The 24,650-nt window shown below is 42.2% G+C and carries 20 protein-coding genes and 4 pseudogenes; 14 read left to right on the top strand and 10 right to left on the bottom strand.

Annotated features, from left to right (window positions below; translation table 11 throughout):
* Nucleotides 1–30: 30 nt before the first annotated feature.
* From OCV19_RS09080 to OCV19_RS09055, 6 genes are all read left to right on the top strand, one after another.
* On the top strand, nt 31–471 hold the full coding sequence (locus OCV19_RS09080) for a hypothetical protein (protein ID WP_065677536.1): 441 nt from the start codon (nt 31–33) through the stop codon (nt 469–471).
* Between the two features lie 61 nt (nt 472–532).
* On the top strand, nt 533–1,033 hold the full coding sequence (locus tag OCV19_RS09075) for a hypothetical protein (protein ID WP_065677537.1): 501 nt from the start codon (nt 533–535) through the stop codon (nt 1,031–1,033).
* A 67-nt stretch (nt 1,034–1,100) separates the two neighbouring features.
* Nucleotides 1,101–1,550, top strand: coding sequence for a GNAT family N-acetyltransferase (locus tag OCV19_RS09070; protein ID WP_065677538.1), 450 nt, complete (start codon nt 1,101–1,103; stop codon nt 1,548–1,550).
* Nucleotides 1,543–1,935 carry a hypothetical protein gene (locus OCV19_RS09065; protein WP_065677539.1) on the top strand — a complete coding sequence of 131 codons (393 nt, stop codon included), beginning with the start codon at nt 1,543–1,545 and terminating at the stop codon, nt 1,933–1,935. Before OCV19_RS09070 ends, OCV19_RS09065 begins: the two co-directional genes overlap by 8 nt.
* An 89-nt stretch (nt 1,936–2,024) precedes the next feature.
* Nucleotides 2,025–2,576, top strand: coding sequence for a class IV adenylate cyclase (gene cyaB / locus OCV19_RS09060; RefSeq protein ID WP_065677540.1), 552 nt, complete (start codon nt 2,025–2,027; stop codon nt 2,574–2,576).
* Nucleotides 2,577–2,603: 27 nt separating this feature from the next.
* Nucleotides 2,604–3,086: a tetratricopeptide repeat protein gene (locus OCV19_RS09055; RefSeq protein WP_054542164.1), complete on the top strand. Its 483-nt coding sequence runs from the start codon at nt 2,604–2,606 to the stop codon at nt 3,084–3,086.
* 97 nt (nt 3,087–3,183) lie between these two features.
* Here the strand turns inward: OCV19_RS09055 and OCV19_RS09050 are convergent, their stop codons facing one another.
* Nucleotides 3,184–4,212 (bottom strand): methionine synthase, encoded by a 1,029-nt coding sequence (locus OCV19_RS09050; RefSeq protein ID WP_086738407.1) that lies wholly within the window; start codon nt 4,210–4,212, stop codon nt 3,184–3,186.
* 45 nt (nt 4,213–4,257) lie between these two features.
* Complete coding sequence (locus OCV19_RS09045; protein ID WP_065677542.1) at nt 4,258–5,235, bottom strand: DUF1852 domain-containing protein; 978 nt, start codon at nt 5,233–5,235, stop codon at nt 4,258–4,260.
* 344 nt (nt 5,236–5,579) lie between these two features.
* On the opposite strand from OCV19_RS09045, the gene OCV19_RS09040 reads away from it, so the two are divergent.
* From OCV19_RS09040 to OCV19_RS09030, 3 genes are all read left to right on the top strand, one after another.
* Nucleotides 5,580–6,389, top strand: a complete 810-nt coding sequence (locus OCV19_RS09040; protein WP_065677546.1) for a sulfite exporter TauE/SafE family protein — start codon at nt 5,580–5,582, stop codon at nt 6,387–6,389.
* A 226-nt stretch (nt 6,390–6,615) separates the two neighbouring features.
* Nucleotides 6,616–7,620: a metal-dependent hydrolase gene (locus OCV19_RS09035; RefSeq protein ID WP_065677543.1), complete on the top strand. Its 1,005-nt coding sequence runs from the start codon at nt 6,616–6,618 to the stop codon at nt 7,618–7,620.
* A 211-nt stretch (nt 7,621–7,831) separates the two neighbouring features.
* The gene (locus tag OCV19_RS09030; protein WP_065677544.1) at nt 7,832–9,448 is read left to right on the top strand and encodes an endonuclease; all 1,617 of its coding nucleotides are present in this window, start codon (nt 7,832–7,834) and stop codon (nt 9,446–9,448) included.
* A gap of 483 nt (nt 9,449–9,931) precedes the next feature.
* Here the strand turns inward: OCV19_RS09030 and OCV19_RS24895 are convergent.
* From OCV19_RS24895 to OCV19_RS09010, 3 genes and pseudogenes are all read right to left on the bottom strand, one after another.
* Nucleotides 9,932–10,961 (bottom strand): annotated as a pseudogene (locus OCV19_RS24895) (IS110 family RNA-guided transposase).
* Between the two features lie 225 nt (nt 10,962–11,186).
* Nucleotides 11,187–11,273: pseudogene (locus OCV19_RS09015) on the bottom strand (transposase); the annotation flags it as partial.
* A gap of 102 nt (nt 11,274–11,375) precedes the next feature.
* Nucleotides 11,376–13,727: a hypothetical protein gene (locus tag OCV19_RS09010; RefSeq protein WP_065677397.1), complete on the bottom strand. Its 2,352-nt coding sequence runs from the start codon at nt 13,725–13,727 to the stop codon at nt 11,376–11,378.
* A gap of 348 nt (nt 13,728–14,075) precedes the next feature.
* Between OCV19_RS09010 and OCV19_RS09005 the strand changes: the two are divergent.
* From OCV19_RS09005 to OCV19_RS08995, 3 genes and pseudogenes are all read left to right on the top strand, one after another.
* Nucleotides 14,076–14,975 (top strand): annotated as a pseudogene (locus tag OCV19_RS09005) (IS5 family transposase).
* A gap of 347 nt (nt 14,976–15,322) precedes the next feature.
* Nucleotides 15,323–16,015: a hypothetical protein gene (locus tag OCV19_RS09000; protein WP_065677398.1), complete on the top strand. Its 693-nt coding sequence runs from the start codon at nt 15,323–15,325 to the stop codon at nt 16,013–16,015.
* Nucleotides 16,016–16,175: 160 nt separating this feature from the next.
* The gene (locus tag OCV19_RS08995) at nt 16,176–16,700 is read left to right on the top strand and encodes a hypothetical protein (protein ID WP_065677399.1); all 525 of its coding nucleotides are present in this window, start codon (nt 16,176–16,178) and stop codon (nt 16,698–16,700) included.
* A gap of 997 nt (nt 16,701–17,697) precedes the next feature.
* On the opposite strand, the gene OCV19_RS08990 is transcribed toward OCV19_RS08995, so the two are convergent.
* Nucleotides 17,698–18,720, bottom strand: coding sequence for a DUF4113 domain-containing protein (locus tag OCV19_RS08990; protein ID WP_261875661.1), 1,023 nt, complete (start codon nt 18,718–18,720; stop codon nt 17,698–17,700).
* 245 nt (nt 18,721–18,965) lie between these two features.
* Here OCV19_RS08990 and istA point away from each other — a divergent pair, with 245 nt between their 5' ends.
* Together istA and istB are read left to right on the top strand one after the other, a co-directional pair.
* A complete protein-coding gene (istA, locus tag OCV19_RS08985) occupies nt 18,966–20,477 on the top strand; it encodes an IS21 family transposase (protein WP_261875660.1) in 1,512 nt (503 codons plus the stop codon).
* Nucleotides 20,478–20,487: 10 nt separating this feature from the next.
* Nucleotides 20,488–21,228 (top strand): IS21-like element ISVch3 family helper ATPase IstB, encoded by a 741-nt coding sequence (gene istB, locus OCV19_RS08980; RefSeq protein WP_017102174.1) that lies wholly within the window; start codon nt 20,488–20,490, stop codon nt 21,226–21,228.
* Nucleotides 21,229–21,306: 78 nt separating this feature from the next.
* Here the strand turns inward: istB and OCV19_RS08975 are convergent.
* From OCV19_RS08975 to OCV19_RS08960, 4 genes and pseudogenes are all read right to left on the bottom strand, one after another.
* A pseudogene (locus OCV19_RS08975) lies at nt 21,307–21,552 on the bottom strand (Y-family DNA polymerase); the annotation flags it as partial.
* Complete coding sequence (locus tag OCV19_RS08970; RefSeq protein WP_065677401.1) at nt 21,552–21,962, bottom strand: LexA family protein; 411 nt, start codon at nt 21,960–21,962, stop codon at nt 21,552–21,554. The pseudogene OCV19_RS08975 and the gene OCV19_RS08970, both read right to left, overlap by 1 nt.
* A gap of 456 nt (nt 21,963–22,418) precedes the next feature.
* Nucleotides 22,419–22,736, bottom strand: coding sequence for a hypothetical protein (locus tag OCV19_RS08965; protein WP_065677402.1), 318 nt, complete (start codon nt 22,734–22,736; stop codon nt 22,419–22,421).
* 704 nt (nt 22,737–23,440) lie between these two features.
* A complete protein-coding gene (locus OCV19_RS08960; protein WP_083994381.1) occupies nt 23,441–24,088 on the bottom strand; it encodes a HEPN domain-containing protein in 648 nt (215 codons plus the stop codon).
* Nucleotides 24,089–24,650: the final 562 nt, after the last annotated feature.

The following is a 24,650-nucleotide window of genomic DNA, read 5'->3' as shown; positions in this document are numbered from 1 at the left end:
TCTTAAGGTCAGCTGATTAGGAAGAGGCTAATGAAAAAGGGATTTGTGATAGCGATATCAATCGGCTTTGTTGTCTTCTTCCTTGTTGGTCGTGAGCTCCAATGGTTCGGGTCCAGTAATTCCGAGTCCTTTCCTAAACTTCCTGATAGTCCCCAATTTGTTCCTTCTACCGATTTCGACGGTGAGTGGCTAGGCCGTCGCATTAACACCACTGGCAATAATATGTGTGAACGCACAACTATTACCGGAACTATTCGTGAGGGCAAAGTTACCCTAAGGCTTACCTACAATGGAACACCGTTAGAGGGTTGGGTGACGGAAAGCGGCGACTTACGTTTATATGCTAAACATCGCCAATGGGATTATCGTTTTTCCGCACATGGCAGTGGCAATAGATTTGACGGCCGATGGCACTTAACCAATGGACCGTGCCAAGGAAGTTGGTTTATAGAAAAAGCCAATGACATGTAGGGCTGTTACTACAAGACGCCGTTTAAAATTGACCAGCATAAGGTTCTTTTAGGAGAGATAAGTGATCAGATTAATCGCCGTGTTCATTGTGGCTTTCGGGCTAGGCGCATATGCGAGCTTACATGTTTTGACAGACTATGTTGTGAGTATTAAAGACAGTCATAAAGCTGCGGTGCGGCAAGGTTTTGAAACCTATAAATATGCAAATACAAAAGACCTTGCCCCATTAATTAAAACATCGAACTTGTTAGCTCGTTATAGTGCTTGTGAATTAGAGAGAGATGAAGGCGATGCGATCGCATTAGCCCTGTCTATTAACGCTATTTCCTTTGGGATGTTATCGAAGCAAGCTTCTGACCTCGATCAAGACACCTTTAGGACTGGTTTGATGATGTACGGAAAACTCAAAGACAACGAGAAAGCGTCTGCTCAGTTAACTGAAATACTTACTGCGTACTGTAAAGATAGTCTTCGCTATCTATACGACTGTGAAAAACTTTCTAATTTGTTAGGCGAAGAATGGGATAAACAATGGGAGGAAGTGAAACCAGAATGTACCTAAAAGTGATTCAACATATGCGGCATTTTGCTATGCCGTATTCAGATGTGATTTGAAAAATGGACACAATATGGAAGTAAGGTTGGTCAAAGGTTCAGACCCTAAGTTCGCTGAATCGATCACCAAAACGAATATGGCGAGTTACTACGATGCGCGTGGCATCGCTTGGGGTCATAGCCAGTTTTTACGTAGCTGGGATGAACTGGATAACTATGAAATTTATGTGGGGGATAGCCGTATTGGTGTTGTTCGCTTCAGTTACGCCAGTGGTACAACGTTTCTTAGGGACTTGCAGATATTAGCTGACTATCAAGGTCGAGGTTTTGGCTCTAAGTGTCTCGATTTGGCTATTGAACATGCGAACAATCAAGCATCGGCTCAGTTAGTGTTGCGGGTGTTCAGTGAAAATCCCGCCATTAAGCTTTATCAATCAAAAGGTTTTACTCAGTTGTCTGAAGTGAAAGGGCTCGTTGAAATGGAGCTGCCTTTAGAATCATCATTGAGAGGGTGTCATGGATAACCGTATCCAATTAAATTTTGTTAAATACTTATTTTCAGAGTTACTGTTTATTGTTATTGCACTAGGTCTTGTCTATTGGATATCAGACGGTGACCGTTCATCGCTGCTAACCATAGGGTTGATAATTTGTGTTCCTCCACTAATTAAAATTCTAATGTTGTGGTGGAAGCTTCGCGATAGCTCATTTGAAATCACGAACGGTCATGTGCGTTTAAATGGCGTTGCTTGCGATGTGACTTTACAGCGCAGCTTTCTTCCGTTTGACATTGGATCATTCATCAAGCTTTCATACACGAAAGATGCAATGCAGAAACACAATATTTACCTTTCTAAAGGCGCTATGAGCCAAGAAGAATGGCAGCGTGTGTTAGCGTGTCGAACATAGTTCCACTGCTTTAGTTTGTGTTGTGCGTCAGTTTGTATTTCGGATGCGGTTCGTGTGCTAGTATCGCCTTTTTTGCACTGAGCTATCTTATGACCAACGACCATTTCAAAGGCAAATATGAGGTTGAGCTGAAGTATCGACTTAGCTCTAAGTCTGAGTTCTTGAAAACTTTGAACCTAATTCCTCATGAAGTAATGCTGCAAGACAATCAGGAATGTGATTGGTATTTCGATAGCCCTGATAGAAGCTTACAGGCTCAGAATAAAAGCTTGTGTATTCGCACTATGGAGCCGTCGGGCATCAAACTATGGATCGTAAAAGGCCCTGAGTCTGATAGATGTGAAGCGACAAACATCACCGATGCGTCGAATGCCAAGAGCATGCTAGAAAACCTGGGATACGAAGTGATTCTTGAAGCGCAAAAAACTCGCAGTATCTATTTTGTTGGAGAGTTCCATATCACGGTCGATTCTCTTGCAGGTATTGGTGATTTTGCCGAATTTGCTATCATGACGGACGATGAGTCTAAGTTGTTTGTGTATAAAAGTGAGCTTGAGTTGTTAGCCAGTAAGTTCGGGTTGACTCAATCGGCACTACAAACTCAGTCTTATAAACAGATGTTCGAGAAAATGAACGCATAGTACAGCGCTTAAGCGTCAGGGAGACTTATGGACACCATTATCAAACAAGCAATCGAATTGCGAAAGGAAGAGAAGTACCAAGCGTCGCGTGATTTACTGGCAACGCTACTCACTGATGAAAACTATGCGGCGAAAGCTCATTTACAGATTGCGTGGTCTTACGACAACCAAGGCAAAGAGCAACAGGCGATTGATCACTATGTGCTGTCTTTGTCTGGCGTGCTTTCTTCAGTAGAGCGTTTTGATGCGCTGTTCGGTTTGGCGAGTACTTATCGAAGCCTTGGTCTCTATGCAGAGGCTTTAAGCTATTTCGAACAGACTATGGCTGAGTATCCTGACTCGATAGAAGTGAAACCTTTCTACGCAATGTGCTTGTACAATTTAGGTCGCCATAAAGAGGCGACATCGCTGTTACTTGAGCTTTTAGTTTCCACGACGAATAGCGAAGCGATCAAAGAGTACCAACGAGCGATCTCTTTATATGCTCAAGACTTAGATAAAACCTGGTAAGCAGCCGCGTAAAGCTCATTAACTCACATAACAAAGAGCCTAAGCACTAATATGATACTTAGGCTTAAAGGCATAGTTTTTGTTGTTTAGGAAACCGTTACTCTGAAAGCTCTTTACGAACGATCTCTGCGCCAGCACTGAGCGCATTAAGCTTCGCTGAAGCAATGTCGCGAGGCAGAGGAGCCATGCCGCAATTGGTGCAAGGATAGAGCTTGTCTGCATCAACATACTTAAGTGTTTCTCTAAGAGTGCTAGCCACTTCTTCCGGTGTTTCAATCGAATCGGTTGCAACATCAATCGCACCGACCATTACTTTCTTGCCTCGCACCAGTTCAAGTAGCTCAAGAGGTACATGAGAGTTGTGACACTCTAAAGAGATAATATCGATATTCGATTGCTGCAGCTTAGGAAATACTTCTTCGTATTGACGCCACTCGGTGCCTAGTGTCTTTTTCCAATCCGTATTCGCTTTGATGCCGTAGCCATAGCAAATATGTACTGCGGTTTCGCATTTAAGCCCTTCAATGGCTCTTTCCAAACAAGCGATGCCCCAATCGTTCACTTCATCAAAGAACACATTAAATGCGGGTTCATCGAACTGGATAATATCAACGCCTGCAGCTTCTAGTTCTTTCGCTTCTTCGTTGAGGATCTTCGCAAATTCCCACGCCAGTTTTTCACGGCTTTGGTAATGGGCATCGTAAAGTGTATCAATCATGGTCATAGGCCCTGGCAGAGCCCATTTGATAGGTTGGTCGGTTTGCTGACGTAAGAACTTCGCATCTTCAACAAACACCGACTTCTGACGAGAAACTGGGCCAACCACTGTCGGTACACTTGCATCGTAGCGGTCGCGGATTTTAACGGTTTCACGCTTCTCGAAATCGACACCATTCAGGTGTTCAATGAAGGTCGTCACAAAGTGTTGACGGGTTTGTTCGCCATCACTCACGATATCGATGCCGGCTTGCTGTTGCTCATGAAGCGATACGCGCAGTGCGTCTTGCTTGCCATCCGTTAATTCGTCGCCTTCCAGTTTCCATGGCGACCAAAGCGTCTCTGGTTGTGCAAGCCAAGATGGTTTCGGCAAGCTGCCCGCTGTTGAAGTCGGTAATAGTGTTTTCATAATAATACTGCCTATCCTTGGGTGGTTTGAGAGCGCAATAGACGATTAAAGTGCGTAATTTGCCGACCAGTTCTCTAGAACTGATTGGTATGGCTTAATGAACTTCTCTTCTGCGAATTTACCTTGTTCAACCGCTAGCTGGCTTCGTTCTTCACGGTCGTACACGATTTGAGTCAGCGAGTGATCTAAGTTTTTCAAGTTTGGTTGGTAGCAGTTGCCCGCAACCGCGTTCGCGTTGTAAATCTCAGGTCGGTAGATTTTCTGGAACGTACCCATGGTGCTGATAGTGCTGATAAGCTCTAGGTTAGAGTAATCGTTCAGCAGATCACCAAAGAAATAGAAGGCCAAAGGTGCAACACTGTTTGGCGGCATGAAATAACGAACCTGTAAGCCCATCTTCTTAAAATATTGCTCAGTTAAAGAAGACTCATTCGGTTGGTATTCAAAACCTAATACTGGATGTTGGTTTTCAGTTCGGTAATAGGTTTTATTATCTGACACGCTTAAGCAAATAACAGGTGGCTTATTAAAGTTCTTTTTGTAAGCGTCAGAGTTAACGAAATATTTAAATAGCTTGCCGTGTAAATCACCAAAATCTTCTGGAATGCTGAATTTATCTTGGCCTTTATTATGATCCAATAGACGTACGCTAAAGTCATAATCTCGTACATAAGAAGAGAAGTTATTTCCGATAATGCCTTCAATACGCTCGTTAGTTTTACGGTCTATAATATTGGTTTTCAGCACTTCAATTGAAGGGAATGCTTCGCCGTTGCTTTCAATATCCATATCAACAGAAATGATTTCAAGCTCAACAGAGTAGCGGTCGCCCTTCGGGTTGTCCCAGTGTGCTAACGCGTTGAAACTGTTATCGATCATTTGTAGCGCATTACGCAAGTTCGCTTGGCGGCTGTCACCGCGAGCCAGGTTAGCAAAGTTGGTTGTGATGCGCGTGCTGTCTGCAGGCTGGTAGTTTTCGTCGAGGCTAATGCTCTTAATCGTAAAATTAAATTCTTTATTCATGCTGATTTGGTATCCCAATTTGTTTTCTGATTCTCTCGGTCTTTAGTATCAAAACGGCTTTTATTTTTTTGCTTGTGACCGGATTAAGAATCGAAGGCTATGCTGTCTGAAATTAATGCTTAGTAGAATTAATGTCGTATAAAGTTAATCGCTTAAGGTTTTTATACGTGGATAGGTTGACCATTAACAATGGTATTACTTCACATTCAACATGAGGAATATTCATGATCTATTCTGTTTGAATATTTAAGTCGGTGTCAGTTATATTAATTAGCTTGATGGAAATATAGCCACATTAATAGTGTGTTATTTAAGACGATTAATTTAATTAAGAGATGGATGAAATGAGTGAATTGCTGTTGTTGATTTTCTACTGCGCGTTACTGGGCAGTGGTGTTGGGTTTCTAGCCGGCTTGTTAGGTATTGGCGGAGGGCTGATCATTGTTCCTGTGTTAAGCAGCATTTTACTGTATTTAGAAGTTCTACCGTCTGACCAAGTTGTTGTCGCGGCGATCGCTACCTCGTTGGCATCAATACTTTTCACCTCTACGTCTTCTGCACTTGCTCACCACAAGAATGGTAATGTACCTTGGGATCTGGCGCCTTGGATCATGCTCGGTGTTGCTCTGGGTGCACTGGTTAGCGGCTTTATGGCGGCTCTGTTGCCAGAAAAAGTCGTTCGTATTGTGTTTGCCGTGAGTGTGGTTCTGATTGCGATCAAGACGTTCTTAAGCAGCAAAAATGATGCCCCTAAGGAACGAAAACTGCCGAACAAAGGCGTGCTCACTGTGCTGACAACCATTACGGGTGGCTTGTCTGCCATGATAGGGATTGGTGGCGGAGCATTGTTGGTTCCGCTATTAACGTTCTTCTCTGTCGATATGAAAAAGGCCATCGGTTGTGCTTCTGCGTGTGGCATTGTGATCGCGTTGTTTGGCTCGATAGGCTACATCAGTTCGGGCAGCAGCCACTTTGCTCTATCAGACGGTTTTGCTGGCTTTGTTTATCTGCCTGCGCTGTTGGGTATTGTGTGCACGTCTTGGTTCACGGCTCCGTTGGGCGCAAAAGCCACCAACCATTTACCGGTTCCAACGATTAAGAAAATCTTCTCAATACTGCTGGTGGTTATCGCAGCAAGCATGGTGGCGCGTTAATTAAAGATCGTTCAAGTGTGAATATATAGAACAAAAACGAATAAATTGATCAACCACCAATAATTAGAAAAGGGCAGTTTCATAACTGCTCTTTTTTGTTTATCGGTCTATGCTTATACAGCTATGTACATGAGTATATTGATAAAATCGTTTAGTTATGAACAATTCACTGCTATAGCTAAATGTATCTTGTTTGATTCAACGGAATGCTATCAATGAGTGGTTTATGGATCCTTTAACGCAGGGCGTGTTAGGCGCTTCTTTGTCACAATCGGCAAGCAAAAAACAACATTTGGTTGTTGCTGGGGTATTAGGGCTGCTCTCCGGGTTGGCACCAGATTTAGATGCACTGATTAAGTCTCAAAATGACCCTTTGTTGGCTTTGGAGTTTCATCGACAATTTACCCATTCACTCTTCTTTATCCCCATTGGCAGTTTGATCTGTGCCTTAGTTCTACACCACCTGATTGCAAAAAGGCGTGGGCTTTCTTTCAAACAAAGTTGGTTGTTTTGCGCTCTGGGTTATGGCACTCATGCACTGTTAGACGCTTGTACCACTTATGGTACGCAGTTACTTTGGCCTTTAACCAACGCACGCTTTGCTTGGAATACCATATCAATCATCGACCCTGTTTATACGCTTCCCATCTTAATTTTACTTGTGTTTGCAACGTTGAAACGAGCGCCTTGGCTAGCACGAGTTGCGTTTGCTTGGGCTCTAATTTATCCAACATTAGGGATGATACAAAGAGATAGGGCAGAGGCGATTGGGTGGCAATTAGCGGAACAAAGACAACACACGCCGATTCGATTAGAGGCAAAACCGAGCTTTGCTAATATCTTGGTTTGGAAAGTGGTGTACGAAACAGGGGCTCATTATCATGTAGACGCAGTGCGGGTTGGTACATCGGTAAACGTATATCCGGGAGAGTCGGTCGCTAAGCTGAACGTTAGCAGGGACTTACCTTGGCTTGACCCGGACTCTCAACAAGCCAAAGACATTGAACGTTTCCGCTGGTTCTCGAATGGTTATACTGCTCAGGACCCAACGGACGAGTTACGTATTATCGATGTCCGATATTCAATTGTACCGAATCAAATGAAAGCACTTTGGAGCATCAAGTTATCAAAAGCAGTTGATGCAAACACACATGTAAAATACGAAACTCATCGAGACAATACACCAGAATCGAGACAGATCTTCTTCGGTATGCTTACTGGCGATAAATGATCTAGTCCTAAACAGTAAAAAGGCTGAGTCAGATAATCTGCTCAGCCTTTTCTATTCCTTTATTTAACAGGTCGATGTTGCATTGCTTTACATCACATATATTAATAAAAGTGATAATGCTTACATTTATAAATGTGATGTGTATCTCCATTCATTTTTTGATTGCTTTCTAAGCTTAGTTAGTTTTTTATCTGATTAAACAGAAGGTTATATGATAAATAGAATAATAACACTAAGTGGCGTTGCATTACTTTGTTCAGCGAGTGCGCATGCGCAAATGCAAAATGGAAGTTTCGAAAGTTGGGAAGGAAACGTACCATCTGGATGGAGTGTGATTGACTCCGGCATTGCACTTTCGCTCTCTACCGATCCTGTAAATAACGGCAGTTTCTCTGCGCAAGTAACAGTGAATACAGGCACTCAAAGTAATACCGATTTTCTTCAAACGATACGTGTTGAACAAGGGAAAACTTATGATTTCTCTGTCGATGTTTACCACACGGAAGGCAACGTGAAAGCTCGCCTTTTTGTTGATGGCTATTTAGGTTACTCGAATAATGGTTTAACGAATCAGTGGCAAGCATTGACTCACTCGTACAGCGCTACGAGCACTAAAGATATCGTTGTGGGCGTACGATTTTATGATGATGCAGGTTTTGATGGTTCGGAAGTGGTGTATTTAGATAACTTTCAGCCGACGGAGACTCCACCCACACAAAGCTGCAATGATACAAGTGCCGCACTCACGCTAGTGACGGATAACTATGGTTCTGAAACCAGTTGGTCTCTCAAAAACTCAGTTTCTCAAACTCTTTATTCTGGTTCAGACTATAAAAATAACACCACCAATGAAGTGGAAATGTGTTTAGCTGATGGTAGCTATATCCTAGAAGTCTCAGACTCTTATGGAGATGGAATGTGCTGTAGTGTTGGGAATGGTTCATACAGTTTCTCGGTAAACGGAACCGTTGTGGCGTCTGGTGGTGATTTCCAAGCAAGTCAGAGTACAGAATTTACAATTGGTGGTTCAACTACACCACCAACTGAACCACCAGTTTTAGGTGAGTATTATAAAGACGCTGAAGGCAAAGTGGGCTTTGCGTTAAAAACGGCTTTATATCAAATTATTGATAATCATAGTAGTCAGGGTTACACCGCTATTTGGAGGTTAGTGTCTGAGGCTGACCTAGACGCATACTATGACACTGATGGGTCGATTCTCGATATGTATTCGGAGAAACCTTCAGGCTCAGATTCAATCCAATTTACTAAGGTGGCCGATCAATGTGGTCAATACAGCAAAGAAGGTGATTGCTACAACCGTGAGCACTCATTCCCGAAAAGCTGGTTTGGTGGGAAAGTCGAGCCAATGAACTCTGACGGTCACCATTTATTTGCCACTGATGGCTACGTTAATTCGAAACGTAGTAATTGGCCATTTGGTGAGGTGAGTAGCGCGACATACACATCAAGCAATGGTTCTAAGTTAGGCAGTGCAGCGAACTCTCTTGGTTATGTCGGTACGGTGTTTGAGCCAATTGATGAGTTTAAAGGTGATTTCGCAAGAGCATATTTCTACATGGCAACACGCTATGAAAATGAAATCGCTAATTGGGAAGGAAACTCTACAAGCTCGGATGCCGTTCTGGATGGAACCAATACAACCGTTTTTGAACCTTGGCTACTTACTATGCTAAAGCGTTGGCATTCTGAAGATCCAGTAAGCCAAAAAGAAATCGACCGAAATAAGGCGGTACATGATTTCCAAGGGAATCGTAATCCGTTTATTGACCATCCAGAGTTTGTAAGCCAAATCTGGGGAAATTAATCGGAATATAACCACCATGACAATGGCTTGATGATTATTGAATTGAGCCCAACCCTTTGTTTGGGTTCTTTTATTGAGAGGCATTATAGAGCATGCTTTTAAATATTTGAAAAAGCATATTGTCATGAAGGTCACGTATACTTTTCAGTGGTCTGCACCATCAATACAGGGCGCTACGTTAAGCGACTTTCCATACCTTTAGTTATCTCTGAATTGTTAATTTAGGGGAAACTGTAGCTCATTTCTGCCCCGAAACGTATATGGAATCCACGTATTTACAAAGCGACGAACCATAAAAGTTAAGATGCGGTCGTATATTCGGTTTCTGTTGGGGGAGCTACCCCCTAACCTTTGATGTTTGCGCACCTACTGACCTATTCAGTTAGGCAGTTTTAGAAAACATTACACTTCGGTCAGGTTCTCAGTAGGTTGGTCTTACCTATTATGCATCATCATTTTGTAAAATTTGGTACTGCGTTAAACTTAAACTGTTGCTGGTATTGATTGATATTTTGTCTCATAGCGAAGCATTGCCCACGCGGTTCTAACCGTCTTATTTGCTAATGCAATACAGGCTCGTTTAAAGCCAATCCTCTTGACCAGTTCAATTAACCAAGCCTGTTTCTGGGTAGTAGGAATTTCAGGAAGTCTAGCAAGATAGGACATCGCACCTAAGTAGAGTAATGAGCGTAGATCTTTTACTCCACCAGTTTTGTTAATCCCAAGCATTATAGTTTTACCACCAGAGCTATGTTGTTTTGGAGTTAAGCCAACGAACGCTGAGGCTTGCCGACCATTTTTAAACTGATCGCCATTGCCTAATGTGACATACAGCATTGACGCTGTTGTTTCAGCTATCCCTTCTAACTCCATTAACCTACGACATGGTTCAATCTGTCGAGTAAGAGCGTTTTGGTTTTTCTAACTTCTTCAACTCTGATTTTAGATTGAGGTATTGTTGCCACATCATTGTAATCGTTGTAGCCAATGGTGCTGGCATTTCGGCCTGTCCATCAAGGACTGAGGTAACTGATTTTTTTAGACCGATTTCTCCTTTAGCATTAACAACACCATACTCAAGAATGACCGCACGAATATGCTGGCCTATGGAAACCATAGAACGAGTTAATAACTGACGACTTGTTTCAAGAGAATGAAGTCCTTGCTGGTCAATTGTTTTGGGCTTACTGTACTTAAGACCAATTTGTAGTGCGGCATTCGCTACAGCTAACGCATCATTCGCGTCAGTTTTATGACCTTCAAGATAGCCTTTGACTTTCTTTGGGTTAATGATTCGTACATCGTGACTAAACCGTTCAGCGAAACGTCCCCAATAATGGCAGCTAGCACATCCTTCAACAGCCACAATAGAAGGCTTAGCCGTTGCCAAAAATTCTTTTAGTTTTTGCCTGCTCATAGCTTTGTTACTCAGTAGTTCTCCATGGATACTGATATGACAAACTTGAAAGACATTTTTCGCTAGGTCTATACCGATCACGTTACTATTTAGCATGCTGGAAGCCTCATTATTAAACACCTTGGCTAAAGTGTAGTTAGCCGCGGAGAGAGTGGATTCCATACATCAGTTAAGCCCACTTCCTTGACTATAAGGTTAAATTATGGGCTTAGTTACCTTGGCAATTGTGAGACAAGCTGTTTCACAATTCTTCACCAGGCTGTTGGACAAACTCCTAGCCACCAATTTTGCAAGAGCCTCTTACAAAAATCACTATAAAGCGGAAACTTCGGCCACACTGTGACCTTTTTCAGTTACTTGCCTAACGGCTTCAATTTTAAATTCTTCAGGATATCTTTTACTGTTCATAAGCATACTAGCGAGAATTTGAACAGGTTTTCCTTATACTCTTGCAAAAAAGGTCTTGCGCACATACGCAAGACCTTAATTTTTTTCGATTAGTCCATATTATTAACTTATCGGCTTATCAAGCAACCTTTCTCGGTAACTCGCGCAGGCAACTAATGAACCAATCACTGCCAATGGTAGCGCGTAAAGAGAAAAACCTACTAACTTAACCAGCATGTTCCAAGCAAACACTAACCACGAAATTAGACCAGTACTACTGTTTGCTGCTAACGACTCTCCATTAATAGAGTGAAATAAGCCCTCTAAGCTAAGAACATCTGGCGCGACCGACATGTTAGCGAAATTCATCATAAAATCTAATGAGCCAAACAAGTAACTCATCATTTCCATGGTGCTTGCGATAACTAATAATGGTGCTATAAATAGATAACCAACTATCGTACTCCCTCCTGCACCAGCGAAGAGTTCCATCACGTACTTCGCCGTATCTGTAAAGAGCGAAACAGATAAGACGATAGCCACCAAGCCACCTCCTATAGCCATCTTTATTTTCCTTTCTCTTTCTACAGAACTAGTAACAAAAGAGCCAAAGTAATCCTTAGTGATCATCCAGACTAAGTTAAACACGTTAACACTAATCAATAGAAGGGATATGACCAACGCGAGAGTCGGCGCAAGCAGCCCTCTAAACTTATCTTCAATATCATCCTCTGGATATCTAACTTGATACTCTGCCACTGACGCCGCTTGATTTTGAAGGTTCATATGTCTACCACCAGAATAGCGTAACGCACTTTTGCGCGCCGAGTCAAAATACCAACCTTTCGTTATCTGCATTAACAAATCTTGTACTTCTTTCTCTTGCAATGGATTCGAGGTAGTTGGAATCACAACACCTTTACCAAATGCACGAACAGTCCTGAATGCAGACGACCTTAGATCGGATTCTACCTTTTCAAAAATCGCCTCTCTTACGACCGTAAGCTGATCATGATTCCAATCCGAGGGAAGATATATTCTTTGACGCGCAAGCGCACTTCTAAGCCTTTTATTTCTTCGGCCATCCGAAGCGGTAGAATAGCCCCTTAATTCTTCACGATAGCCATCTCGATAAGCTTTATAAGCCTTCTCTTGCTCCTTTCTTATGGCTGATGCAGATAAGCTACCATATGCATCCCCTAGAATCTTACTTTGTAAGTAAGACATATCAAGGCGCGACATGTTGTAAACTTTACGATTGTCACCATCGTGCTTTGGGAGCGCCCGAGGCGCAAAGCCTCGGTCTTGGTAGTATTTCTCATTAGTACTAAACATCTCTTTATTTACAGCCGTTAATTGCTTAATCCTTTCTTCATCGGTTAACTTATTGATTGCTGACTGGTAATTAGTCATACCTGTCACCGCCATAAATGGAATAAGTGCCTTCTGGATCGTTTGTGTATAGTCACCATCACCGTCCATGCCCTCATTCTCCGTCAAGTGATGGTATCGAGCATAAAGGAAGTTCTCTACTACATTAACTTTTACCTGCTTTGGTACCGCCGAGACAACTAAATCTACAACCAACCCTTGAACTAAAAACACCCCAGCAATAACAAAAGTAAATACTGGCGCTAGAAGAAGTGTCATACGAAAACTAAAAACACCGTCCTCTTTTAACCTTTTTGAATACTTAATCATCCGAACTAGAATCAAAGACACACCAATACCAGACAGAAGTCGGCCTATAGTGTCGAGGTTTGAATAGAAATGAATACTATCAGTAGCGATATAGCGCATCAAATTTAGATTAAATGAAATTTCAAAGACTAAGTAAAGCATTGTGCCGACGACAAACAGCGCCGTTGTAGGTCGAATGAATCCTGCGTAGCGCTTTTTCCCATGCTTATTTTGCACTTGGAAATGCCAGTTTGGCTTGGCCGTCTCAGAAATGTATTTTTTAACACTCCACAATATTGCGAGCACTAAAGTTATGACAAAAACAAATGGTGACGCTGTTTGTTTGAATGGTTGGCCGTACAATAAGTGGTCTGCTTCAAAAAGAACCGCATAAAGAACGGCGGACAAGAAGCAGGCCATTAAACTACCACAACCAATAAGAAACGGCAAAAAGGTGAATTTAATGATTGCAACAATAAATAAATTATTTCTTTCCGCTGCCTTTGAACACTCCTCATGAAGACATTGAAAGGCGACCATTATCTGCTTTTTGAACTGCCTTAAAGCTCCCCATAAAATCAGCCCAACAAGAGCGAAGAAAGCTATTGCATATAGCAACTCTGAAGTTTCCGTCGGTAAAGCACTTAAAAACTGCATCCCATAATCTTCACGAACGCGTTGTAACCTGACCTCCAAGGTACCGCTTACAATCACTACAAAATAGAATGCGGTTATAGGTATAGCAATAAAAATGACAGCTGCCAGATAACAGAATGACGTCAGTAGTCCACTCACTTTTGAATCCCTGAAATTAACTATAAATTTTAGGTTTCATTATGCATTCGTAACAGATTTAGTCATCACACTAGACACATTTTGAAACTTATAACACTGAGAAAACCATAAACATCATACCTTTCAATCGTAAGCAACGGTATGGACACAACCTCACTCACTAACAATGCTACATTTTAAATTGTTGTCTATTACTTGGATGAGAGGCAAAAGTGGCAAAAATTATTAGGGCATGTTGATCTTTCTTTAATATTTTTTGAACAGCAAGGGACTTTGTTGCGTAATTCAATGGAACTAAATCCAGAACCTACGATCTGCTCTGCTTTGTCCACTATATCTCGTAGACTCATGCCTAAACCACGTTACAAAACAACCAATCACTTATTAACCGTGGCTCTTTGACTTTTTGGATTGATGAAGAGGCGATAAGCGGGTGGGCGCAAAGCAAACAGAATAAGCGCGGGAGGCCACGTCGGTTCAGTGATTTCACCATCACGACAGCACCAATTGTGAAACGAGTTTTTTCTATGCCGCTGAGAGCGCTGCAAGGATTTATCGACACGATATTTAGGTTAGCCCATGTACCGTTAAGTTTCCGAATTACACCTGCATCAGCCGTAAAGCCAAACAAGGTGAGGTCTCATTTAAGACTAAAACGAGAGGAGTGATACAGCACCTAGCCATTGATGCAACTGACCTTAAGGTTTATGGCGAAGGTGGATGGAAAGTCGAAAAACACGGGACGGATGGTAGGCGCAGAATCTGGCGAAAGCTGTATATTGCCGTCGACACAAGCACTCATGAAATTATTGCAGCCGAGCTAAGTTTATCGACGTTTACGGATGGGGAAGTTATCCCGAACTTACTGAAACAAACACGGCGCAGTATCTTTGAGTTATCTAGTGATGGGGCTTACGACACGAGAGCGTGTCACGCTGCTATTAAGATTAAGGGAGCTATTGCGCTTATTCCCCAAGAGAGGGGGCAGCCTTCTGGGAGCGTGGTCACCCTCGCAATCGCGCCATGGGTTGTCTGAAGTTATGCGGCTCGAATAAGTATTGGAAAAAGCGGTATGGATACCATAAACGTTCATTACCAGAAACAGCGATGTATCGAGTTAAACAGTTGCTAGGAGGACGGCCGAGCTTAAGAAATTACAATGCACAAGTGGGTGAAACTTACGCGATGATAAAAGCGTTGAATAAGCTCACTAGGTTAGGTATGCCTGAAACTTGCCGTATTGATTGAAAAACATGCAAAACGGGCGGCTCTGTCTCTAAACTGAATTACGCAACAAAGCCCAAATAATGCTAGGTGTGTCGGATCAATATGGGGAGGTGAGTAAGGGATCGAAAGGTTTTCGGTGAACGGAAAATTAGTAGGGAAGGGTGGCGTGGTTTATCGTTCATCACTTTAGGTTGAGTATTAACCGATGGTTTAACTGTCGACTTTCTTGTATGTGTTTCGTTTCTTTATTTTCTGTAAGTAATTGTTTTTCATCGTATTAAGGTGATCTTGTTTCATATAAAATTGCCCATACTTAAGTAATCTGTTTTGGATTATATTTTAGAGGCAATTTGCCATAAGAGAGTCGTATGTTCGAACTAACACCTTACCCATGCTCTTACAGGGGGCGTGATATTAAAGTCGCCTCTATCACAGGGCGCTTAGAAGCTATTACAATAGATTCGATGACGGAAACAACTACTCGTAATGATGGGTCATCGAGTCAAAGGACAAGTTGTATTACTGAACTCGATATTTTGTCCGATAGTGGAAAGCGCTATGGCTTTACGCTCGCTGGCGAGCACTCATTTAAGAAAAATGACCTTTTCACCATTCATTATGTCTATTGTAAGCGAGATGATTGCTATTACGGTCAGTATATTACCATCCATAACCAGAAGCTTACACGCGGACGAAGCGGCATGTTAGTAGGTGGAGATATTGCACTTGGATACGGCAAGATTCGAAAAGCTTGGGGTGGGTTCGTGGACTTCGTTGGTTTGATGTTGAGTTTTGTGTGTTCCGTGCTCGCGACTAGTTATGTTGATTTAACCACAGAATGGGGCAGTATGTGGCTCTGGCCATTGTTTTTCGCCCCTATGGCTTTTGCTGGCATGTGGGTTACCTCATTCTTAGGCGGTTGTGTGAAAAAAGGTGATGCTGTATCAAAAGCGATTTATTTAAGGGCGAAAGAGCGTGGCCTTGAGATCATCGAGGGTAAGCGTACCGAAGCTTTAGAAAACGACAGGCCAGAAATGACTACACTCCAAACGCAAGATTAATTTGCTCAACCATCTAGTTAAACACATAGATTATAAACCATAGAATTCACCAATGGCGTACACGAGCTTGCTTCTGTGTGCGCTTTTTTTTGTTCTTATTACCTAATTGTGCGCTGATGGTTGTATAGAGTATAATTAATGAACAGATATCTGGAAGTTTATGATCATTAATCAACCTGAATTCACTCAAGCTCTGAAAGCTGAGTTACCTGGATTAAAAACACGTTTTGAAGATGGTCAAGAAGGTGTTGAATTTTTTGAATTTGATAATTGCAATCTTGAAGTGTCTAGCGCTATCACTGAAAACAGTACTTTTGATGATTTGTGTTCACTTTTGAAAGTCATGAGCGCTGACCTAAAGCCCATCAAAGCGCCCTTTAATTGTCAGCAATCCATTGTGCTTTATATGCCCGTCCACTCTGAAAATACCTTCAATACACCTTTCGGTATTGAATCCATGGGAAGCAAACCTGATCACGTGATTAATGAACAGATTAAAGCACTGAAGTACATTGGTGGAGCCAGGAATATAGCAGAAAACACCAAGGCAGCGGAACGGGTTCAAAGTGCAGCTGTTTCTAAACATCAGGCGTCTGAAATGATTCGTGTAGGTAGAATTATTCACGAGAAGTTGAATGAAAACTGCCTATCGATAAGTCGTAGAATTGGCGGTTTTAAGGCATAAGAGCCAAGCGTTCTACAATCTATTTCGAGCTTGCTCGTTAAGTCTCAAGAGAGCCTAAGCCTTCCTCAGAACGCTCATTACCGTGATATACCTTCGGTTGAAAACATCAGTGTATTTGAAACGCGCTCTATTGGCTTTTCGGAGTTGAAGATTGATAGAAAAAGTCCTGCGTTGGCAAAGTAAATTAGCTTTGTGCAAAGCCTTTATTTTTGTTGTATTAAGTTAAGGCACGCTCCAACCAGAGCTGAATTTGAACTTGAAAATTTAGACTTTCCATAATGCCTCAATTGCGAGTAGGTTTATAGGTACGGCCAAATGTTGGCACGCTCCCAAAGTGTAGTGGATGAGTAAATTTGTCCAGCCACATGTAAGCTGGTTGCTATACTTGGAGTAATCCGAAAAGTCAGAATCGTCTATGGTTCGAAACTCGGAAATGTCCAAAAGCTTCATAAATCCAGTATATGTAGCTTGTGATCACCAAGGGATTCTGTCGTACCTTAATTACCAGTTTTATCTCTTGCTAGGTCACACCTCTTTCATGTTGCTTCTTCCGTGGAGGTAGTAACGACATATTGAATTCGGATTCAATTGATGTATGCTTTAAAAGGCGATTTGATTCTGAAGGAATGACTCATGATTGACTTTATCAACAGTAACTTTGCACTCTTAACTGGAGTTGGGTTAGGGATGTTCACAGGGATTATTGGTACGTTGATATACGTAACAAAAAAAGCGATGTCGAATAAGAGAGAGCGAAAAATTTAGCTTTTCTATAGCTAAAAGTCTTTCTCAGTACTCAATGCCTACACAACATTTCTGCTTGATGCTAGTAGGTCGAATTTGTTCAACTCATCTTCAAATCACTGAGCTTTAGTTGATTTAGCTAGCAGCTTAGGTGCTTTCGATATCAGCTCTAAACCTTGCATATTCTTCTCAAAAATGTGGTTCGTAAATGCTCGAATGTGATCCAAAGGCAGGTTTGGATGCTATGGAGTGTTTATTCACAAAGCACTCGGGGTAGGTCTTTTAATCTCGTAGTGTATTGAGGCGATAAAAAATTACGTTTCATTGCCCATTCATGCGTAGTTCCTTGAGCCGCAAGAAATATGGCGTCTCTTCCCAATTTATTATTTAGCTTATCTAAAGCTTGCATTAGTGCAGGGTTTTCAGGCTCAGAGAATAAGTCATGTTGACGCTGCCTATCCGAGACTAAGTTCAGTGCTCCTACGCCAATTTTGTAATAATTGACCCCAGGTTTGTACAACCTCGTTGCCATCAATGTAACGGCCTTAGTCAGCTTAGCAGCGTCGTTGGTTGGGTATTCGAATGTATAAGTCTCTTTAAAGCTTTGTGGAACATCGTCGAAAGGGGAGCTGTTAGCAAAAGCCATTAGTACCGCACAAGAACTTGCTTGACTGCGTGCTTTTCTTGCAACGGTGGCGGCGTGAAAAGCTAGAGCTTGTTTTAGTTCTTCAAGTTCCGTTATTCGGTTACCGACACTACGAGTACTAAATATCTGTTGTTTATCCGCTCTGCATTCGTCCCAGACTTTACAGGGCTGACCATTTAACTCACGGACTGTCCGTTCAATGTCTACATTGAAAGAGCATCTTGCTTTTTCAGGGCTTAAGTTCGCTAAATCCAGAGCTGTTTCAATACCCATCAACTTCATACGTTGTGTCAATCGCCTTCCAACGCCCCAAACTTCTGATACAGGCTGGGATGCTAGGTATTGTTGGCGCTTTTCTTCAGAATCAATAATACAAACACCATTCAGGTATCTATCAACTTTCGCTACTCTGTTTGCTATTTTTGACAGCGTTAATGTATCACCTGCGCCAAAGCAAACAGGAAGCCGACACTCTTTCCAAACCGTTTGTCTGACTCGTTGACCGAATGAGTTTAAGTCTGGCTCAATATGGGATAAACGACTGATATCTAGAAAGCACTCGTCTATTGAGTAAATATGACTTTTTGGTGCGAAAGCAGTAATTGTTGCCATCATTTTAGCTGAGTGCATATTTCGGAGTATTCCGATCAGTCATTTCGGGATTATCCGATCACCCATTTCGGTTTAAACCGATCACTGATTCCGCGATTATCCGATCACTTTTAGTCTAACTCCGAAATCGGTGATCGGAATAGCGAAAACCGCGATCGTAATGGCCGAAACCCTTCCTTTTTCTCTTTTAAATCAATAGCTCGCTATTCTTTACTTCTTAAACAAGAAGGAAAGGAAGCGACAATGGCCAAAAGAGAACTCCAATGAACAAAATCAAAGAGGTATTACGCCTTAAATACGACTGCGGTCTCTCAAATCGTGGTATCGCTTCTTGCCTTAAACTCGGCCCATCCACCGTATCAGAACTCCTTACTCGCTTTAAACAAAGCCAACTTGGTTGGCCTCTACCCGACAGTTGCAGCGATGCAGATCTCACACAGGCGCTGTATCACGGCAAGAAAGCCAGTCGAGATAAAGTTATGCCAGACTTCACTCAATACGCAGTCGAACTCAGGCGTAAAGGTATGACAAAGATGCTGCTCTGGCAGGAGTATCATGAGCAATATCAAGAGCAAGCTTACGCTTACACTCAGTTCTGCGAGCACTTCACTCGTTGGTTCAAAACCCAAAAACGCAGCATGCGCCAGCTTCATGTCGCAGGTGATAAACTGTTTATCGATTACTGTGGGCCTCGGCTTCAGGTGGTCAACCCTGACACAGGGGAAGTGCGCGAAGCGGAGGTGTTCGTCGCGACTTTAGGCGCGTCCAATTACACCTATGTTGAAGCCTTCCCCAGCCAAGGGAAGCCTTACTGGTTAGAGGCGCATGCAAATGCGTTCGAGCACTTCGGTGGCGTACCACAACTCTTAGTTCCCGATAACCTACGCAGCGCTGTCACTAAAGCGAATCGTTATGAGCCGAGGCTGAACGACAGCTATCAAAAACTGGCTAATCACTATCAAACCGCTGTGATGCCAGCTCGCCCCTACAAACCGAAAGACAAAGCCAAGGCAGAGAATGCCGTGCTCTTAGTAGAGCGCTGGATCATGATGCGGCTGAGACACCAAACCTTCCATACCTTCAAAGAGTTGAATCTCGCCATCCGCGAACTCATGAATGAGTTAAATCAGCGTAAGATGAAACAGTATGGCGCTAGCCGCCAAGCGTTGTTCGATAAACTCGACAAACCTGCATTAAGGCCATTGCCTAAGCAGCGTTACCTGTATACCGAAACTAAACGAGCCAAAGTTGGCCCTGACTATCACATCGAATATCGCCGTCATTACTACTCAGTTCCCCATCAACTTGTCGGTCATCATGTCGAACTAGAAGCCTCTAATCGTCTGGTGCAGATCTACCATAAAGGTAACGTGGTCGCCCAGCATCCACGTAGCCAAAGAGATCGCGGAAACAGCACCCAACCAGAGCACATGCCAAGCAACCATCAACATCAGAAGTGGTCACCAGAGCGCTTGCTTAGTTGGGGGGCCAATATCGGCGCAGCCACACGAGAAGTCGTCAATAAAATGCTGAACTCCAAGCCTCATCCAGAGCAGTCTTATCGTTCCTGTCTTGGCTTGCTCAGTCTGAGTAAAACCTATGGCGAACCGCGCCTTGAACAAGCCTGTAAAGATGCGCTGATGCTGACAAAATCCAATTACACCTTCATCAGTAATTTGCTGAAAAACAATCGTGAAGGACAGCTGAGCAAAGACAACACGAGCACGCCGAACCTTGTTCATAGCAATGTTCGTGGCCCGAACAGTTATCACTAGGAGAAAGGATATGAATACACTGAACGACCAACTCAAAACCCTACGCTTGAGCCATGTAGCGAAAGCATTAGAGCAGCAACAAGAGCAACTGACTACTTACGCAGAGTTGGACTTCGAGGAACGGTTAAGTTTACTTCTGGAAAGCGAGATCTTGAATCGCAATCAGACCAAAATCCAACGCTTAAAACGACAAGCCAAGCTAAGAGTGGATGCACAGCCGAGCCAACTCATCTACAAAGAGGGACGAAACCTCAATCGCAAACAGATGAGCGAACTTCTGACTGGCAGTTATCTATATAAACACCAAAACATCTTGATCACAGGCCCAACGGGCGCAGGCAAAACATATCTTGGCTGCGCACTGGCCACCAGTGCCTGTGACCAACAACAAACGGTTAGGTACTACCGATTAACTCGCTTGCTTGACGACCTGACCGCTGGTCGTATGGATGGCAGCTATCAAAAGCAACTCCAATCACTGGCTAAGAAAGCCTTACTGATCCTCGACGACTGGGGGATGGAAAAACTGACACAAGAGCATGCGGGTCACTTATTAGAAGTGCTTGAAGATCGTTATCAAAACAGCAGTACAATCGTCATCAGTCAGTTACCTGTAAAGGAGTGGTACAACATGATCGGCAACGCGACCGTTGCCGACGCGCTAATGGATCGGCTAGTACACAATAGTCATCGACTAGAACTGGGAGGTGAGTCAATGAGAAAACTGGCGCAATCCGATCACTTAGAGTAAAAATAAGAAGAGAGAAAAACGGTAGGATCAGGCGATCGGAATAAACCGAAACAGCCGATCGCAATCACCGAAATACGCAGCTGAGAGATCAGCGTATAACGCATAGTTTGATGAGAACACGTTTATATCACGCTGTTCGATGAGTCGTTTTTGCTTGAAATAAGGCTCAAACTTCTTAATCCCAGCTTCTTTTGCAAGTCGATTGGCTGCCACCACTGCACCATCATTGTTTGAGAGCACTATGCAGGGTAGGAGACGTAAATCTGGTCGAAAGACTTGTTCACAAGCTACATACATGGCATTGCAATCTATGAGAGCGAACATTATATGAAATCAGGTAAGGGTTTATGTAAACGAATGGAACGTATCACAACTCCCTCAATCGCAAAGGCATCCTCAGGATGAATATCAATAGGTTGGTGATTAGGATTTGCTGACAACAAAAGTCTGCTGTGTACATCAAGAATTTTACACATGAACGCACCATTCAAGCTGACGATTACGGTATCTAAGTGCTGTGCTTGCGGTTTTCTGTCGATGACCAATAAGTCGCCATTGAAGATACCAATTTTTTCCATTGAATCTCCGTTCGCATACGCAAGATACGTGGCGTTGGGGTTATTGACTAAGATGGAATCTAATGACACTCCAAGCTCAACATACTCCGCAGCAGGCGATTCCCATGAAGTGAGTGAGCAAGAAATACTGGATGGAGAAAGCGGTAGGATGTTCATCTTTGACGACCTTATAATTACTACTGTATAAATATACAGTTTTGATTTATGGTTCGTCAATGTTTGTAAAACTAAGTGCGGATTAATTAGCCTTTAGGCAAAGTTACCAACGATTGCCAAATTTGAGGAGTAGTGTCCTTTTCGAGAGCAGTTAATTTGAGTTGCGGCAGGTCAAATATGTACTCTTGGCCATGGAAGAGTGCTTTACTTTTTTGATGGATAATTTGTCTGAATTCGATGTGCTGCTGATAGATGTTTTATTCGACTCAGTCGGTGTTTAACCACTAAATATGATGATCCCATTAGGGCTGTAGTTGGTTGAAGTGTAGGTCCGAAATAGGTAGTGATTCTGCTTAGCTGAATCACTATTGTCTAATATGTGGTAGAGCGTTCGTTATTTGCTTGATATTACTGTTTTCATGGGTTTGTATTGCTGTAGATTAGAGCGAGTGGTTATCAAGCATATTCTTCTACTAATTCACCAATCAATGTATGCTGTAAATCCCTCACGTCATCAATAAAGCTCGTATCTACAATATCAAAGTCATCTAGTTTGTTTACCTTTATAAATTCAGCAAATACTTCCTTACAAACATCATCCCCAAAAACACACTGCTCAAAAAATCCCTCGACACTGCCTTCTTGTTCAATCATGAACTTTTTGTCCCAACCACCTGAGACTAGTTCGTGCTTTTGCTTACGAAGCCTATTCTCCATTTGAGTTAAAAGATGCGTTGTGTTTTTCTCAATTGTTGCTTCAGCGAAATGTTCCATATGTATAAATTACCATTCTAATTATAATCTTGAAATAATGTTAACAAAGACGTGGCGACTGGTCAAAAATTCTTTTATAACAATGATTTAAGTTGATTGTTTTTGTTTGTGATGTATAACAAAAAAGAAGAGTTTAGAAAGAGTTGCTCAATGTTCGATATCATACTTATTTCAACCGAACACTGTGGTTATAATTTCCTTCAAAGCTAACATTACTAATTTTCGCGCTTATCAAATTTTGTTTAGCTTGGGCTGAGCGTTCAGTTTCAACAAATAATGCTAGGTGTGTCGGAGCAATATGAGGAGGTGAGTAAGGGATCGAAAGGTTTTGGGGGAACGGAAAATCAGTAGGTAAGGGTGGTGTATAAAAAGTACCTACATTATTTGTGGGTAACATTCAGTAAATCGCTTACTTCATTAGCTTATGTCATTGCAAGGAATATCTAATTGGTGAATGTAGTCAGTAAGGAATCAAAGAATGGAACTAACTTGGTTCTACTTGCACAGCAAGTTCTGCAAGCAGAACACTTCAATTTAGTTGGAGTTTAACCAATCTGAAGGTAGCGATTTCGCAAATGGTCTTGGAAATACTTTGCATTTATGGTTTCTCCACTGGCCTGCCGATTGTAAAGCCTGAGGCTGGTGTTTTATGTGAAAAGAGATCAATGCAGTACGAAATTCAACAGTCATAACTAGCCGTGGTGTTAGCACGTAACTAATGGATAAAAAGCATCCCCCCAAATCTCATTCTTTCCGTCCATCATGATCCCGATAATAACTGGAACAAGACTATTCAGTAAAACTGTACAATCCCTAATTTGGTCTCTGTTTGCTGAGCTATCATAAGTTGCCCCGCCGTGCATAAGCTGGTTTCGTAGTGTATAGAGTCGAGAAAAAATGATGCTCAATATTGTAGCTGTATCGTTATCGGACAGCGCTTTGTTAGATGCTGCTTTTGCCGTAGCTCGTTCTTTTTGCCATTCTTCTTGACTGATAGAACCCGATTGATGCTTCCAGAATGATTGAAGAATATATTCATTATTGAGAATGAGCCTGATTGAGCTTGTGTACTCAGACCAAACAATCTCTGATAACTGTTCTTTTTTGTCTAGTTTGACTATTTTGCTTAAGAACTCTTGATATATCCCGCGCTCACCGTATTCAACCTTGTAGGTAAAATCTTGAGCGTATGCGGCGTTAAAAGCGATCCATAGGAATATAAATTTGGAATCATTGTCCTCGCTCATTTCTGCCTTTTTTAGCCAGCTCAGTGCTCGATGGACACGTAAAGATAGTGCTTGAGGGAATGAATTACGCTCTCGGCGTTGCCTGTCTTTCAAGTTCTTATACATAATCCTTATGCTCCTGTTCGACTTCACTATCAATCACGTTTTATGTAATCAAGCTAACAATTTCTGCTTTGGTCACAGCCCCTAGCATAGATGCCGTTATTGTATAGAGGTCAGCTTGACATCCAATATTTAATTGTATCAAAACAGACACATAAAGCAGGGAGTCATTTTAAAAATATTGAGGGATGACACGGAATTGTCGCTATTCAATCTGCTGCCAATAGCTATTCAGCTTAGCCAACTTCCGAACACCAAAATGACCAACATAAACGCTTCTAAAAGATTTGGTTAGATTTCTAATGACGTAATTTTTATCAAGCGATGTGAGGGTACTTTGTGATCGACAGTGTTTTTGTTAACTCAAAATCAGTAGGTAAGGGTGGTGTATAAAAAGTATCCACATTATTTGTGGGTAACATTCAGTAAATCGCTTGCTTCATTAGCTTATCTCATTGCAAGCAATATCTGATTAGTAATGCAGCAATAAGGTATCAAGGAATGGAACTAATTATGCCTTTGGCATTTTGAGCTTTTGCATCAGGGCGTTGTGTTTCTAAGGGGA

It is taken from the genome of Vibrio celticus (assembly GCF_024347335.1).
Taxonomy (GTDB): Bacteria; Pseudomonadota; Gammaproteobacteria; order Enterobacterales; family Vibrionaceae; genus Vibrio; species Vibrio celticus.
This window is presented reverse-complemented; position numbering and strand designations above follow the sequence as displayed.

Bases quoted from the DNA above. Each gene is read 5' to 3' on its own strand.
- OCV19_RS09050 (WP_086738407.1), bottom strand. From the start codon at position 4,212: ATGAAAACACTATTACCGACTTCAACAGCGGGCAGCTTGCCGAAACCA.
- OCV19_RS09000 (WP_065677398.1), top strand. From the start codon at position 15,323: ATGTTCGAACTAACACCTTACCCATGCTCTTACAGGGGGCGTGATATT.
- OCV19_RS08960 (WP_083994381.1), bottom strand. From the start codon at position 24,088: ATGTATAAGAACTTGAAAGACAGGCAACGCCGAGAGCGTAATTCATTC.
- istB (WP_017102174.1), top strand. From the start codon at position 20,488: ATGAATACACTGAACGACCAACTCAAAACCCTACGCTTGAGCCATGTA.
- OCV19_RS09070 (WP_065677538.1), top strand. From the start codon at position 1,101: ATGGAAGTAAGGTTGGTCAAAGGTTCAGACCCTAAGTTCGCTGAATCG.
- cyaB (WP_065677540.1), top strand. From the start codon at position 2,025: ATGACCAACGACCATTTCAAAGGCAAATATGAGGTTGAGCTGAAGTAT.
- OCV19_RS09040 (WP_065677546.1), top strand. From the start codon at position 5,580: ATGAGTGAATTGCTGTTGTTGATTTTCTACTGCGCGTTACTGGGCAGT.
- OCV19_RS09035 (WP_065677543.1), top strand. From the start codon at position 6,616: ATGGATCCTTTAACGCAGGGCGTGTTAGGCGCTTCTTTGTCACAATCG.
- OCV19_RS08965 (WP_065677402.1), bottom strand. From the start codon at position 22,736: ATGGAACATTTCGCTGAAGCAACAATTGAGAAAAACACAACGCATCTT.
- OCV19_RS09055 (WP_054542164.1), top strand. From the start codon at position 2,604: ATGGACACCATTATCAAACAAGCAATCGAATTGCGAAAGGAAGAGAAG.
- OCV19_RS08970 (WP_065677401.1), bottom strand. From the start codon at position 21,962: ATGAACATCCTACCGCTTTCTCCATCCAGTATTTCTTGCTCACTCACT.
- OCV19_RS09030 (WP_065677544.1), top strand. From the start codon at position 7,832: ATGATAAATAGAATAATAACACTAAGTGGCGTTGCATTACTTTGTTCA.
- OCV19_RS08990 (WP_261875661.1), bottom strand. From the start codon at position 18,720: ATGCACTCAGCTAAAATGATGGCAACAATTACTGCTTTCGCACCAAAA.
- OCV19_RS09080 (WP_065677536.1), top strand. From the start codon at position 31: ATGAAAAAGGGATTTGTGATAGCGATATCAATCGGCTTTGTTGTCTTC.
- OCV19_RS09065 (WP_065677539.1), top strand. From the start codon at position 1,543: ATGGATAACCGTATCCAATTAAATTTTGTTAAATACTTATTTTCAGAG.
- OCV19_RS08995 (WP_065677399.1), top strand. From the start codon at position 16,176: ATGATCATTAATCAACCTGAATTCACTCAAGCTCTGAAAGCTGAGTTA.
- OCV19_RS09045 (WP_065677542.1), bottom strand. From the start codon at position 5,235: ATGAATAAAGAATTTAATTTTACGATTAAGAGCATTAGCCTCGACGAA.
- istA (WP_261875660.1), top strand. From the start codon at position 18,966: ATGAACAAAATCAAAGAGGTATTACGCCTTAAATACGACTGCGGTCTC.